This window comes from Ralstonia edaphi (assembly GCF_958350185.1).
In the GTDB taxonomy this organism is placed as follows: Bacteria; Pseudomonadota; Gammaproteobacteria; order Burkholderiales; family Burkholderiaceae; genus Ralstonia; species Ralstonia edaphi.
Genome location: NZ_CATWHI010000001.1, coordinates 991,114 through 1,004,754, shown reverse-complemented (window position 1 = coordinate 1,004,754; position 13,641 = coordinate 991,114). Strand labels below are relative to the sequence as shown.

Annotated in this window: 9 protein-coding genes and 1 pseudogene; 7 read left to right on the top strand and 3 right to left on the bottom strand. The window is 64.0% G+C overall.

What is annotated here, in order from left to right:
- The first annotated feature begins 8 nt into the window (after window positions 1–8).
- The 5 genes from R2669_RS04565 to R2669_RS04545 all read left to right on the top strand — a co-directional run bounded on the left by R2669_RS04565 (window position 9) and on the right by R2669_RS04545 (window position 8,959).
- Entirely contained in the window at window positions 9–1,556 is a 1,548-nt protein-coding gene (locus R2669_RS04565) for an FAD-dependent oxidoreductase (protein WP_316898868.1), read from the top strand.
- 70 nt (window positions 1,557–1,626) lie between these two features.
- Window positions 1,627–2,937 (top strand): chloride channel protein, encoded by a 1,311-nt coding sequence (locus tag R2669_RS04560; protein WP_316898866.1) that lies wholly within the window; start codon window positions 1,627–1,629, stop codon window positions 2,935–2,937.
- Window positions 2,938–3,828: 891 nt separating this feature from the next.
- Window positions 3,829–8,016: a YadA-like family protein gene (locus tag R2669_RS04555; protein ID WP_316898864.1), complete on the top strand. Its 4,188-nt coding sequence runs from the start codon at window positions 3,829–3,831 to the stop codon at window positions 8,014–8,016.
- A 52-nt stretch (window positions 8,017–8,068) separates the two neighbouring features.
- On the top strand, window positions 8,069–8,458 hold the full coding sequence (locus R2669_RS04550) for an outer membrane protein assembly factor BamE (protein WP_316898862.1): 390 nt from the start codon (window positions 8,069–8,071) through the stop codon (window positions 8,456–8,458).
- Between the two features lie 27 nt (window positions 8,459–8,485).
- Window positions 8,486–8,959, top strand: a complete 474-nt coding sequence (locus tag R2669_RS04545) for a DUF4019 domain-containing protein (protein ID WP_316890289.1) — start codon at window positions 8,486–8,488, stop codon at window positions 8,957–8,959.
- Window positions 8,960–9,067: 108 nt separating this feature from the next.
- Here the strand turns inward: R2669_RS04545 and R2669_RS04540 are convergent, their stop codons facing one another.
- Together R2669_RS04540 and R2669_RS04535 are read right to left on the bottom strand one after the other, a co-directional pair.
- Window positions 9,068–9,547, bottom strand: a complete 480-nt coding sequence (locus tag R2669_RS04540) for a VOC family protein (protein WP_316875530.1) — start codon at window positions 9,545–9,547, stop codon at window positions 9,068–9,070.
- 165 nt (window positions 9,548–9,712) lie between these two features.
- Entirely contained in the window at window positions 9,713–10,111 is a 399-nt protein-coding gene (locus R2669_RS04535) for a RidA family protein (protein ID WP_316898860.1), read from the bottom strand.
- Window positions 10,112–10,260: 149 nt separating this feature from the next.
- Between R2669_RS04535 and R2669_RS04530 the strand changes: the two genes are divergently transcribed.
- Complete coding sequence (locus R2669_RS04530) at window positions 10,261–11,175, top strand: LysR family transcriptional regulator (RefSeq protein ID WP_316898857.1); 915 nt, start codon at window positions 10,261–10,263, stop codon at window positions 11,173–11,175.
- 298 nt (window positions 11,176–11,473) lie between these two features.
- Here R2669_RS04530 and R2669_RS04525 read toward each other — a convergent pair whose 3' ends face one another.
- Window positions 11,474–12,889, bottom strand: a complete 1,416-nt coding sequence (locus R2669_RS04525; protein WP_147218937.1) for a hypothetical protein — start codon at window positions 12,887–12,889, stop codon at window positions 11,474–11,476.
- 621 nt (window positions 12,890–13,510) lie between these two features.
- Between R2669_RS04525 and R2669_RS04520 the strand changes: the two are divergent.
- Window positions 13,511–13,617: pseudogene (locus R2669_RS04520) on the top strand (transposase); the annotation flags it as partial.
- Between the last annotated feature and the right edge of the window lie 24 nt (window positions 13,618–13,641).

The window sequence follows — 13,641 nt, the reverse complement described above, 5'->3', positions numbered from 1 at the left end:
AGTAGTTCATGCACGACGCCACCCTCTACGACGTTGTCATTGCCGGCGCTGGCCCGGTTGGTTTGTTCCTCGCCTGCGAGCTTCGCCTCGCCCGTCTCTCGGTGCTGGTGCTCGAGCAAGCCGCAACGCCACACTCGCCTTTGAAGCAGCTTCCGTTCGGAATGCGCGGGCTGTCATCTCTGTCCATTGAAGCGTTCTACCGTCGCGGCTTGCTGGTTGACATCGCGGCACAGCCCCGCGCACACGCTGCACAAAGCCAACGCAACGCGTCCGCTGCGCATTGGATGCAGCACGTGCGCCGCCCAGGCGGCCACTTTGCAGGCATCCAGTTCTTCCACGACAAGATCGATGTGCATGGCGCGCAGTGGCAGTATCGCTTGCCTAGTCCGCCCGAAACCCACATGGCCAGCGACATGGCCCACATTGAATCCGTGCTCGCCCAGCGCGCTACCGCAATGGGTGCTGAGGTCCGGCGAGGCACGGGTGTGACCGGCTTCGAACAGGCGGACGAGGGCGTGACCATTTACGCGGGCAGCGAGGCCTTCCGCGCACGTTGGTTGGTGGGGTGCGATGGCGGCCGCAGCACGGTGCGCAAAACGGCCGGCTTCGAATTTATCGGCACGGAGCCGGAGTTCACTGGCTACTCCGCAGAAGTCGAGCTGGCGCAGCCACACGCGCTCGTGCCGGGCCGCTACTACACGCCGACAGGCATGTTCACTTACCAGCCGCCCGGCACCATCGCGATGGTCGACTTTGATGGCGGCGCGTTTCACCGCACCCAGCCGATTACGCTGGAACACGTGCAAGCGGTGTTGCGGCGAATCTCCGGTGCGGATGTCACCATCACCGCGCTCAAGCTCGTCACCACCTGGACGGACCGCGCGTTTCAGGCGACCACCTACCGCAACCGCCGCGTGCTGCTCGCCGGCGATGCCGCGCACACACATTCGCCGCTCGGCGGGCAGGGTCTGAACCTTGGCATGGGCGACGCCATGAACCTTGGGTGGAAGCTCGCGGCCACCGTTCGTGGCGACGCGCCCGATGGCCTGCTCGACACCTACACGCACGAACGGCACCCGGTGGGCGCGCAGATTCTCGACTGGTCGCGCGCCCAGGTTGCGCTCATGCGGCCAACCCCAGGAACGCGCGCGCTCGGCGCCATCATCCGCGATCTGATCGAGACGCCCGATGGCGCGACCTACTTCGCAGGGCGTATCTGGGGCCTCTCGCTGCGCTATGACCTCGGCGACGGCCACCCGCTGGTCGGCCGCAGCGCGCCCGATTTTGAACTGGCCGATGGCAGCCGCCTTGGCGAACACCTGCGCACCGGCAAAGGCCTGTTGCTGGACTTCAACGCAGGCGCGCCGCTAAAGGCGCTGGCAAGGCGACTGAGCGATCGCGTCGCCTATATCGCTGGCGACGCGACCGACAACCTCGGCCTGCGCGCCGTGCTCGTGCGCCCTGATGGCATCGTCGCGTGGGCAGGCGAGGACGCTGTCGACGAAGATGCGCTGGCGCAGGCCGCAATGCGGTGGTTTGCCGGACGTTGGCTGTAACCGGGCGGCTGGCCGTCTTGCCCGCCGGTCCTATAATCTGCGCTTCCCCCAACCGCACCCGCCAGCCCCCATGTTTTCTCCTCTCCACATCGCAGATCAATCAGCGCGTCGGGCCAGGAGACTCTGGGCAAACTACGGCATCTTCTGGCTCGGTGCCGTTCTGGTGGGGCTGGTGTCCGTTGGTTACGCCAAGCTCATCGACGTTGGCTTCGAGCTTTTTCGGAACATGGTGTCGCACGCGTTCTGGCTGCCGATCGTCATCACGCCGCTGGGGGCGGCACTGGCCATCTGGCTGACGCGCCGGTTCTTTCGGGGGGCCGAGGGCAGTGGCATTCCGCAGGTCATTGCGACGCTGGAGGATGGGCGGCTGTCCAGCGCGCTGCTCTCCCTGCGCATCATGTTCGGCAAGATCGTCGTCTCGTTCCTGGGCATCCTCTGCGGCTTCACGATCGGGCGAGAGGGGCCCACGGTGCAGATTGGCGCATCGCTCATGTATGCCATGCGGCGGGGCTATCGTCGGAGCAGCAAGCACATCGAGCGGCAGCTCACGCTCGCAGGCGCGGCCGCGGGGCTTGCGGCGGCGTTCAACACGCCACTGGCCGGCGTCGTGTTTGCCATTGAAGAACTGACGCGCAGTTTCGTGGCGCGCAATAGCGGCACGCTCATCACCGCCATCATTTTTTCCGGCGTGGTCGCGCTGGGCCTGCAAGGCAACTATCTGTATTTCGGGCGCATCCAGGCCATCGGGCAATTCCATCTGGCGCTGGTGCCTGTGGTGATTGGCGCGAGTGTCATCTGTGGCGTGGCGGGCGGCGTGTTCTGCTGGCTGCTGCTCAACATCCCCCGCTGGATGCCTGCGCGGCTGGTTGAAATCCGACAGGCGCAACCCGTCTGGTTCGCCTTCCTGTGCGGAGTCGCCATCGCTTTGATCGGCCTGGTGTCAGGCGGCACCACGTTCGGCAGCGGTTATGCCGAAGCACGGGGCCTGCTGGAAACCCATCAAGCGCTCTCGCCGTTCTATGCGGTGCTCAAGTTCGGCGCGCTCATCGCGTCGTACCTGTCCGGCATTCCGGGCGGCATCTTCGCGCCGTCGCTGGCGATTGGCGCAGGGCTTGGCAACGTCATGGCGCTCGTGACATCGGCAATCCCGCTGCCGAGCCTTGCTGCGCTCTGCATGGTCGGCTACCTGGCGGCAGTCACACAGTCGCCCATCACATCGTTCGTGATCGTGATGGAGATGATCGACGGCCACGAGATGGTCTTGCCGCTCATGGCCGTGGCGTTGCTGTCGAGCCAGGTATCCAAGATGCTGACGCCGTCGTTCTATCACACGCTTGCGCACCGGTTCCGGGCGTCGGTGCCGCGGCCGGCTGCGCAGTAGACACGCTCGCTAGCGGCACGAACCCACACTGCCCGCACAGCGCTCGTCCAAATACCCCAATCCGTGCTCAATGAAAGAGCGGCGCACCCCGACAAGGGCGCGCCGCTCTTTTTTTTTTGCGCAAAGTTCTATTTGAAATGCCCGCGCAGTTATTAACCCTTGCGCAGTCGGGGATATATCAATCCATCAATCGATCTCTAGAAATATTTCCGTGCGTTAACAAATTCCAATGGCGAGCATATCTAAATCAATTGGTTTACCAAACTAGGCATACTGGGCCGTTCCAATTGTAAAAACCTCGGTATTTCTAGTCCTAAATATCTAGACACCATTCGCAAAGTCGTCTACTTTTGTTCAGAATTTACAGTTTTCCCTCTGCGCTCGCTCAGCCCCTGCACATCAAGACGGGTTTGTGCATTGAGTCGGCGCTCCTACGTCAATAAAAAAGCCGCATCTACCGGGGGTACGGTAGCCATGAGTACGACGAGCTACACGGTCAGCGCAAACGATTGGGCTGATGCAGGGCACCAGGGACGTGTCTATCCACGCCCAGCCCACGCCATTCATGTCGCCATCAAGTGGCCGTTCGATCCGCCCTGATTCTTCGCGCCCTAACGGGCCAAGCCGTTGACCACTGAACAATTCGGCTCAGCGGACCAGCATTTAACTCCTGCCGTATTGAAGACGCTCCGTATCGGGGCGGCGAGTTGCTGCGTCCTTTTTAAAGCTGCGTGGTGGTCGGCTTTTGAATTTCTGGCAGTTCCAATCAATCGGGAACCCGCAGTTTTTGCGGGCGCCTGGGGCGCGTTCGTCCTTGTGATGTGTGCCGCGTAATGGCTGACCCGGTTTTTCTCTTTTTCTTGCGCTCTTGGCGAGCACGGTGGAATCCAAATGAACAAGTCCTACAAAACGATCTGGAATGAGGCGCTGGGCGCCTGGGTGGCGGCGTCGGAGCTGGATAAGGCTAAAGGGAAGGGCGGCACGGTCCAGCGTATCGGGCGCGCCTCCAGCCTGAACTCCGCCAGCGGCGCGATGACGCTGATCGCGGCGGCGGTCGCCGTCTTTGGCGCCGCGGTGCCGGAAGAGGCACTGGCGCAGGTGAACTGTTCCGGAGCGCCGTATTACGCCTACAGCGGTAGCTCGACCTGCGCGGGTTATCTGGCCGTCGCCAGCCAAGGCGGCTCTACAGCGTTTGGCTACAACACCCAGAGTACGGGGCTGAATGCGCTGGCTGTCGGTTATCAATCGATTGCTTCCGGCACCAATTCCATCTACCTGGGTGCGCGCAGCGCAGCGGGTACCGGTGCGAGCGCTGCGTCGGCGATCGGCATCGGCACCGACGTTACGGCAAACGGCAACTCGGCCATCGGTATTGGTGTGCAAAGCGTCTCCAGCGGCAACTTGTCGACGGCCGTCGGCCCCTTGGCGAAGGCCATCGGAGACAACACCGTTGCAGTGGGCACCAGTTCCAACGCGTCGGCGTCAGGTGTCGTCGCAGTGGGTAGCGGGGCGGCCGGTTCGCAAATCAACGGGGTCGCCGTGGGCTCGGGCGCGGTGGCCTCAGGCACCAACGCCATTTATTTGGGCGCACGCACCGGGGGTACGGGCGCGAGTGGCGGTTCGTCCATCGCCATCGGTACCGATGTCACTGCGAGCGGCACGAATTCGATATCGATCGGTGCTACCAGCACCGCGTCCGGCACGACGTCCGTCGCGCTTGGCGCAAACGCACAGGCGACGAATGCCGCCGCCACCGCGGTCGGTAACGGCGCAAAAGCCAGCGGCAACACGGCACTCGCGCTCGGCGGTCAGGCGCTTGCCATCGGCGACGGCACCGTTGCGGCGGGTCAGGGCGCGGGTGCGGGCTCAACCACCGGCAACACCGGCTCCGTGGCCGTCGGTATCGCCACCGGCACGCTCGTGAGCGGCGCACAGAACACCGCAGTTGGCGGCGGCATCGCGAGCGCGATGCGTGGCGCGGGGTCCGGCGTCACCGGCACGCGCAACGTCGCGATGGGCGCGGGCGACGGAACGGTCACGTATGACGGCACGCTGGCCGCATCCGCGGGTAACTTGGTGTCCGGCAACGACAACATCGCGATCGGCACGAACGCGGGCATCGGCGTGACTGCAAACGGCACGACATCGATCGGTTTGAACGCCAAGGCATCAGCCACGGGGTCGATTGCCGTCGGCGTTCTGTCGGCGGCCTCGGGCGGTTTTGGCGTGGCGGTGGGCAACGCGTCGGTGGCTTCGCAAAGTGGCGCAACAGCCGTGGGCAGCGGCGCAACAGCGTCCGGTGTATCGGGCACGGCCATCGGAAACAACGCGGTGGCATCTGGCACGAACGCCGTGGCGATGGGCCTGGGCGCGCAGGCTACGGGCGCCAACAGCGTGAGCATTGGCACAAGCAACGTCGTCAGCGGTGCGAATTCCGGGGCGATCGGCGATCCGACCACCATCACCGGCTCGGGTTCGTATTCGCTCGGTAACAACAACACGATCAATGCGAACAACGCGTTCGTCGTTGGCAACGGCGTGACGGTAGCCGGCGGCCTGGACGGCGCGGTCGTCCTCGGCAATGCGTCGACCGTGTCGGCCGCCGTGCAGACGCCGAACGGCGTGGTCGCAGGAACGACCCGCACGTTCGCAGGCGGCACGCCGGCGGCAGGCGATGTCGTCAGCGTCGGCTCGGCGGCTGCGCCGCGGCAGATCCAGAACGTAGCAGCCGGACGGATCAGCGGCAGCTCGACCGATGCCGTCAACGGCTCACAACTCTTCGCCACCAACCAGGCGGTGGATGGCATCTCCACCACGGTCAACAACATCCAGAGCGGCGCCGGCATCAAATACTTCCACGCCAATTCCACGGCGGCCGATAGCCAAGCCACCGGCACGGAAAGCGTGGCCGTGGGGCCGCTTGCAGTGGCCAGCGGCGCGAACAGCGTAGCCATGGGGAATGGCGCGCAGGCCACGGCCGCCAACTCCGTCGCACTCGGCGCCAACTCCACCACCACCGCCAACCTGGGTGCCGCCGCCTACAACCCGGGCACGGCACCGCTGGCCGGCACGTCGCCGGTGGGCGAGGTCTCGGTGGGCTCCGCCGGCAACGAGCGCCGCGTCACCAACGTCGCCGCCGGTTCGGCCGCAACGGATGCCGTGAACGTGAGCCAGTTGCAATCGGTGCAAACCGAGCTGACGCAAACCAAGAACGACGCGCTGCTGTGGGACCCGACCGCCAATGGCGGCACGGGCGCCTTCAGCGCCAACCACGGCGGCACGGGCCCGAACATCATCACGAACGTTGCGCCGGGCGCATTGAACGCCACGAGCACGGATGCGGTGAATGGCTCGCAGCTCTTCGCGACCAACCAGAACGTCACCAACCTCGGCAACACGATCAACAACATCCAGAACGGCGGCGGCATCAAGTATTTCCATGCCAATTCAACGGCGGCCGACAGCCAGGCCACCGGCACCGACAGCGTGGCCATCGGGCCGCTCGCGGTGGCCGCCGGCGCCACCAGTCTTGCAGCTGGCAACGGCGCACAGGCGCAAACGGCCAACGCACTTGCGCTGGGTTCGCTGTCGACGGTGTCGGTGGCAGGCGGTGTGGCCATCGGCTCGGGCGCCATCTCGGATCGCGCCATTGCCTCCGGTGTCGGCTCGATTCCCGCCGGCAGCCAGGCCGTTCCGTTCAACACGGCTGACGGGACGCTGCTGGGCGCCGTGTCGTTCGGCAGCGCCGCAGGCAACACCTATCGCCAGTTGACGAACGTGGCCGACGGCACGGGCCAGCACGATGCGGCAACGATCCGCCAGCTGACCGGCGCGCTGCAATCGTTCGCAGTTACGCCCACGCTGTACTTCCACGCCAACTCGACAGCGGCCGATTCGCTCGCGGTCGGTTCGCAGTCGGTGGCAGTTGGGCCGACGACGGTGGTGAACGGTGACAACGGCGTCGGCATCGGCAACGGCGCGATCGTTCAGCAAACCGCGCCGGGCGGCATCGCCATCGGCCAGGCATCGACCTCCGGCCAGGCCGATGCGATTGCACTGGGCAGCGGATCGACCGCAAACGGCGCGCAGTCCATCGCGCAGGGCGCCAACGCAAACGCGGCATTGGCCGGCGGCATCGCCATCGGTTCGGGCGCGAAGAGCAACGCGGTGGACGCCATGGCACTGGGCTCCGGCGCCACCGCCACGTTTGCCAACAGCGTTGCGCTGGGCGCGGGCTCGCTCACCTCGGTAGGCGCGTTGACCAACTACATGGCCTTTGGGCTGACAGCGCCGCAAACGTCGTCGGGTGAGCTGAACGTCGGCAATCGCCAGATCACGGGCGTGGCTGCCGGCCGCCTGGGTTCGGATGCAGTCAACGTGTCGCAGCTGCAGGCCGTCCAGCAACAGTTGGCCACGTACATCAACAACAACGGCGGAACGTTCACGTCCACCTCGCCCAACGGCACGACCAACAACACGCCGCCGGCCACGCCGGGCCCGAACTCTTCGGCGGGCGGCACGGGCTCGGTGGCGTCGGGCAGCAACAGCACGGCGTTGGGCAACAACTCGCAAGCAACGGGCAATAACACCACCGCCGTCGGTACCGGCGCAGTCGCCACGGGCAGCGGGTCAACGGCCATTGGTGCTGGCAGCAATGACGGCGGCCGCACAGATGTCGTGTCGGTGGGCTCCTCCACCTTGTCGCGGCAGGTCATCAACGTGGCTGCCGGCACGGCGCCCACTGATGCCGTCAACGTGTCACAGCTGAACAACGCCATCACGCAGGCCAACAACTACACCGACAACCAGGTCGCCGGCCTGCGCAACAGCATCGATTCGTACCGGCGCGATGCCGATGGCGGTACTGCCATGGCCATGGCAATGGCGGGCCTGCCGCAACCGACGGGCCCGGGCAAGAGCATGGTCGCGGTGGCAGGCAGTGTGTACAACGGCCAATCGGGTCAGGCGCTCGGTATCTCGACGGTGTCGGAAAACAACCGCTGGATCTACAAGGCCGCCGTCTCCACCAACACGCGCGGAACGTATGGCGCCGTGGTCGGTGCCGGGTATCAGTGGTGAGGCCAACCGCAGCACAGCAACCACCGCAACGTGACTCTTTCGGATTCCTGATATGAACAAGCGCTCAATTCCCGCCTGCATCGCAACGTTCTCGTGCATCTTCGCCCTTGCGGCATGCGCGGGCCCCGGCCCCACCGATACCGCGTTCCCCAACCCAGACGCGGCGATGACGCCCGAGGGTTCGTTCCCCAACGTTGACCACCTGCGCATGGTCGAGCCCGGCATGACCAAGGGCCAGGTCTATGAGCTGATCGGCGTGCCGCATTTTCATGAGAGCGTGTTCCGTGTGCGTGTGTGGAACTACCTGTTCCACTTCCGCAGCGCAGACAAGCCCGTCACGTGTCAGTACCAGATCCAGTTTGACGACGACAGCCGCGTGACCAAAACCCGATGGGCCGACCCGCAGTGCGAGACCTTTGCACCAGCAAAGCCTGCACAGTAACCAGACCGGTCAGAAGGAGAGTGTTGGATGAAACGTCTTGACGGCGCATTGAAGATCGTTGCGGCGGGCGCCCTTGCCGCCGCTTGCGTGCTGGCACACGGCGCGGAAGCGGGCGACTCCGCAGACGAGTTGCTCGGCAACGCCACGCTCGCGCTCAAGCGCATTGACGCGGGCGACTACACCGCGCTGTGGCAGCAGACGGCGCCTTTCGTGCGCGGCTTCTACACGGCCGATCGCTTTGCCAGCGGGCTCACGCAAGCGCGCAAGTCGGTCGGGGCGGTCAGCCAGCGCGGCTGGGCATCCGTCACGCGGCTGACCTATACAAAGGTCAAAGACGTTCCAGATGGCCTGTATGCAAACGTCGACTACGCAACGCGGCTCGCAGATGGCCGCATCGTCTACGAGAAGGTGAGCTTCCAGCTGGGTGCAGACGGGCATTGGTACTTCACCGGCTATGACGCGCGTCAGAACCAGGAGACCGTGACGCAAGCAAAGAAGTGACCGCGTGGTCCCGCACACCCACGCGGTCTGGCTGATCCGGGCATCGGTCTGCATTGCCGAGCCGCACACGCCCGGCAATGCAGATGCGGCAACCGATGAACGGTGAACTTAACCGCGCCGCGCCGCCTCAATCGTCGCGATGTCGATCTTGCGCATCGTCATCATCGCGTCGAATGCGCGCTTGGCCGCTGCGCGGTCCGGGTCGGTAAAGGCCGCCGTGAGCGCGCGCGGCGTGATCTGCCACGACAGCCCCCACTTGTCCTTGCACCAGCCGCAGGCGCTTTCCTGGCCGCCATTGCTGACGATGGCGTCCCACAGCCGGTCCGTCTCGGCCTGGTCGTCGGTCGCAATCTGGAACGAGAACGCCTCGGTGTGCTTGAACTGCGGGCCGCCGTTCAGTCCCAGGCACGGAATGCCCGCCACGGTAAATTCCACCGTCAGCACGTCGCCCTCCTGACCGGCGGGGTACTCGCCCGGCGCGCGGTGGACTGCGGTCACTTTGCTGTCCGGGAAGGTCTTGGCGTAGAAGTTGGCCGCGTCCAGCGCATCGCGGTCGTACCACAGACAGATCGTGTTCTTGCTGACCATGCATGTCTCCTCAAGGGGGCGGGCACCGGCATTTGCGGTCGCGGCATCCCACAGCGGTGCTCTTGCCGTTCAGTGATGGTGACGTGGGTGCCATTGCCGTGGGTGCACTCTCTCACACTCCTGCAGCCGCCATATGTACTGATTCTCGTAGGTTTGACGCATGCGTCATGCCGGCTCCGGCAGCTTGGCGATCACCTTGATCTCGAACTGGAAGCCGTAAAGCCACGTCACGCCGATGCCTGTGAGCGTGGGGTAGGGCGCCTCGCCCCAATGCTCCCCAACCACCTTCCAGATGGGCTCGAACTGCGTTTCGGGATTGACGATAAAGACCGTCACATCCACCACGTCCTGGAACGTGCAGCCGGCGCCGGAGAGGATTGCATTCAGGTTCTCGAAGGCTAGTGCCACCTGCTTCTGCAGATCGGGCTCGGGTGACCCATCTGGCCGGCTGCCCACCTGGCCAGACACAAACAAGAAGCCGTTGGAGCGGATGGCCGGTGAATAGCGGTTTCGCTCATACAGCGCTTGGCGCGCGGCCGGAAACACAACATCGCGTGCAGACATGAATCGCTTCCTTGCTGGGTAAAAAGGGTTGGGCTTAATGGGCTGCGCAGCCAGGGCACTGTAAGCATTCGCACGCCGTGGATAAACCACGCATGCCTACAATCACTGTTTGCTGTTGCCAAACAATCCTTCCTGCAACGGGGCCCGACGTGGACCGATTCGATGCACTGCAGGCCTTCGTCCGCGTGGTGGAGGCCGGCAGCTTTACCAAGGCAGCGCAGACGCTGCAGATCAGCAAGACCACCGTCACGCAGCTCGTTCAGCAGTTGGAGGCGCGCTTGCGCGTCAAGCTGCTGAACCGCACCACGCGGCAGGTCAACGTCACCGCGGATGGCGCTGCGTATTACGAGCGCGCCGTGCGCCTGCTGGCCGATCTTGAAGATGCCGACACCAGCCTCTCCACCGCATCGGCCGCACCCCGGGGGCGCCTGCGCGTGGATGTGCCCAGCCCATTTGCGCGGTTGATCCTCGCCCCCGAATTGCCGGCATTCCACGCGCGCTATCCCGACATCCAGCTCCACATTGGCGCGAGCGACCGCATGGTCGACGTGATTGGCGACAACGTCGATTGCGTGATCCGCGGCGGCGAGCTTGCCGACTCCTCGCTACAGGCCCGCCGCGTGGGTGCGTTGCGCCTTGGGGTGTATGCGGCACCGCGCTATCTGGAAGAGGCCGGCACGCCCCAGCACCCGAGCGAGCTGGAAGATGCGCGCCACCGCATCGTCGGTTTTCTGAGCACCCTCAGCGGCAAGCTCCGGCCGCTCACGCTGCAGCGTGACGATGAAACCTTCAACGTGAGGGCGCGCTATGCCGCTGCGCTCGATGACGGCAATGCCTACCTTGCCGCCGGCGTGGCCGGGATGGGCGTGATCTGGTTGCCCCACTACATGGGCGAGCCCCACGTGGCGCGCGGTGAACTGGTACCGCTGTTCACCGATTGGCGCCTCACCCCCATGCCGATGTACCTGGTGTTTCCGCCCAACCGGCATGTCAGCGCCAAGCTGCGGGCGTTCATGGGTTGGGTGGATGAATTGATGGCGCGTCATGCGCCGTGGGGTGGGTGAGCGCGCCAGGGGCCAAGAAAGAAGATGGACAAGTGGGCGAAAAGTCAGCGTCCTATGCCTTTGGCCGACGCAATGGCTTTGAGTTGCCTACAGGCCATAACTGTGTTCTGCCGCCGGTTCGATACCCCCGCCCTGTTCACCGCGCATGTCCATCACTTTGCGTTCGATCTTCCTGCAGATCTCGAGCATGGGCACGCTATTCGGGTTGCCTTCGAAGGGGCTCTTCTTGCGCTCGCCCGCTTGTTCCCAGCGTGAGGTACGCCCGCGAGATCATCGCGCCGGACGCAAGGACGAGCCTTTATCGGGCTGGTAGCGCCCCCTCAAGGTCGGGGTCGAGTTCCTCTAACCTCACAGTGCTTCGAGGAAGGGGTCGTGCTTGCTCGCCAGCAAACATCTGGAACACGCGATCGCCAATGCTTCTCAGTCCGTTCAACATATTCGACGGGCTCATGTTCATGAGTGCCTCGATTCCACGCGCAGCTGCATGCCCGACTGGGCCCGGCATCGTCAAGTTCAGTGCGCTCATCGCGATCGAACCGACCAACAGTCCACTTACGCCGCGCTCCATGAAGTCATTCGCTGCTTTGTTGGCCGCGAGTACCGCCAGCATGACCAGGCTCAGTCCAACAAAAGTTTTGAACTCTTCCAAGGCGTCCTTGCGGCTCACGTTCTTGTCCGCCATCAAGCTGAACATCAATGCGGAGGTAAAGGCAGCGTCGGACGCGAGGTCCACAGTTCCAATCTTGTCGGGCAGCATTAAAACCGTCGTTGCTGTGCAAACCGCGGTCGAGAATAGAGCGAGCGCGAGTTTTGCGGAGCGGTCGCTATTCTGTGCGTGCCCCTCGGCGGCCGGAAGACCGATGCACTCGGCGAGTTCGTCTGCAATGCGCTGATAGGCGCTTACCGCGATCGCCACCTGCTTGCTCAAGTGGGGGCTCAGCTCGCGGCCGTGCTCGGTTATAAACCTATCCTTGGCGCCATTGAGCATCTGCTGGTCCATCTCGACCGCGTTTCTCACTGCATGCAGCGCGGCTTTCGTTTCGGAAGAGAGCGCCACGCCTGCCTTGCGCAAGTCCGGATGTGTCGACCCGGTGCGCCAGACGTTGTACTTGTCCCGAATTTCTTTCGACAGAAAGCCGCCAAACAGTGCACCGGTCGATACGGCCCCGGCCGCAATGTTGAACGTCGGACTGTCGTTGAGGAATCTCAGGCTGCTGACAAACGTAGGCAGGGCGAACTCTACCGCTTGCACCATGTTCGCGTAGTAGCGCGCCATGGCCCGGTCTTTCAGGAGATTGTTGTCTGTCGTCGGCGTGCGGATCATGCCGATGGCTTCGACCATTGCTTTGGCCATCAGCGCCACAATTTCCGCTTCAGTCTTCTGTTGCCGTGGCTTCGTCATGAGCGGGATCATCAACGGCAACGGCGCCAGCATGGCATTAATACCGATAACCTTCGCGGCACGTTCGCCCAGGGATTTATCCGTTTGCAGTGCTTTGAGCGTGACCCCGACTTCATCAAGGCGCGCTTTGAATCGCGTTGCCAGCGCGCCATCGAGCCCAGCGCTATCCAGATGGCTCTTCAACTCCGAAACGTGGCCTACCAGGCGATCCAACCGGGCGCCATCGCCATCGGTCGCGTCCGTGGGGGTCCGCAATGCCGCGATGAATTCATGATCGTCGGCTGGGCTCAACAGTGTGCGTATGTCGGCCATGTTCCATAGCCGTTGCATGACGCCGGCTTGCGAAGATGCTGCCAATGGTATCGACGCGTCTTGCGTGCCGTCCTGGAGAACTGTTCCGTGCGCATCACCGATGTCGACGCTGTGTTCGCTCCTGGCGCGAGCGACGGGTGTCCTGATTCCGCCTACGCCGGGGCTACGAGCGTGCGGTCCCGTCGCGACGGAGCGTTGACTGGCTGTTGCCAGCCTCCGGCCGGCCCCTCGGCGTGTTTTCGTTTCTGTTGAGTCGTCGGACAAAGCGGCACCGAGCCGCGCCGGAAGGCTGCGCGTGCGGCGAAGCCCATGCAACGGGCTACCTTCCGCCACGGAAGACCGTGATGCGCCCGCTGATGCGACGTGAACTTCATTCCCGGGAGTGTGACTCTGCTCAGCAACTGTCGGCATGGCGACGTTGCCGGTTGGATTGATTTTCATCGTTTCGAGACTCCAATTCTGTACACCGTGACTGCGGCAAGCGCTGCCTACGGCGTCGAGGTATGCGCCATATGGCAGGTGAACGTTCCACAGTACGTTGGAGTGTCGATAAAGATCACGGATGACGCGAAGGGCAGGGGAACCTAACGAAACTCTCCGATCCGGTATAGCGAAATCTCGTATCCGATCGTGTTCTTCGACGCGCTGCGGGGAAGTTTCGGGAGGAGGCCGTAGTACGTAACGAGGCCGTCGATCTGGCGCCAGGCGTCTTGCCCAATGGCACGCGCTGCTTCCGTGAGCTGCGGCCGCCG

Excerpts from the sequence above, each read along its gene's own strand:
- R2669_RS04535 (WP_316898860.1), bottom strand. The coding sequence starts at position 10,111 with ATGTCTGCACGCGATGTTGTGTTTCCGGCCGCGCGCCAAGCGCTGTAT.
- R2669_RS04555 (WP_316898864.1), top strand. The coding sequence starts at position 3,829 with ATGAACAAGTCCTACAAAACGATCTGGAATGAGGCGCTGGGCGCCTGG.
- R2669_RS04545 (WP_316890289.1), top strand. The coding sequence starts at position 8,486 with ATGAAACGTCTTGACGGCGCATTGAAGATCGTTGCGGCGGGCGCCCTT.
- R2669_RS04560 (WP_316898866.1), top strand. The coding sequence starts at position 1,627 with ATGTTTTCTCCTCTCCACATCGCAGATCAATCAGCGCGTCGGGCCAGG.
- R2669_RS04565 (WP_316898868.1), top strand. The coding sequence starts at position 9 with ATGCACGACGCCACCCTCTACGACGTTGTCATTGCCGGCGCTGGCCCG.
- R2669_RS04525 (WP_147218937.1), bottom strand. The coding sequence starts at position 12,889 with ATGGCCGACATACGCACACTGTTGAGCCCAGCCGACGATCATGAATTC.
- R2669_RS04550 (WP_316898862.1), top strand. The coding sequence starts at position 8,069 with ATGAACAAGCGCTCAATTCCCGCCTGCATCGCAACGTTCTCGTGCATC.
- R2669_RS04540 (WP_316875530.1), bottom strand. The coding sequence starts at position 9,547 with ATGGTCAGCAAGAACACGATCTGTCTGTGGTACGACCGCGATGCGCTG.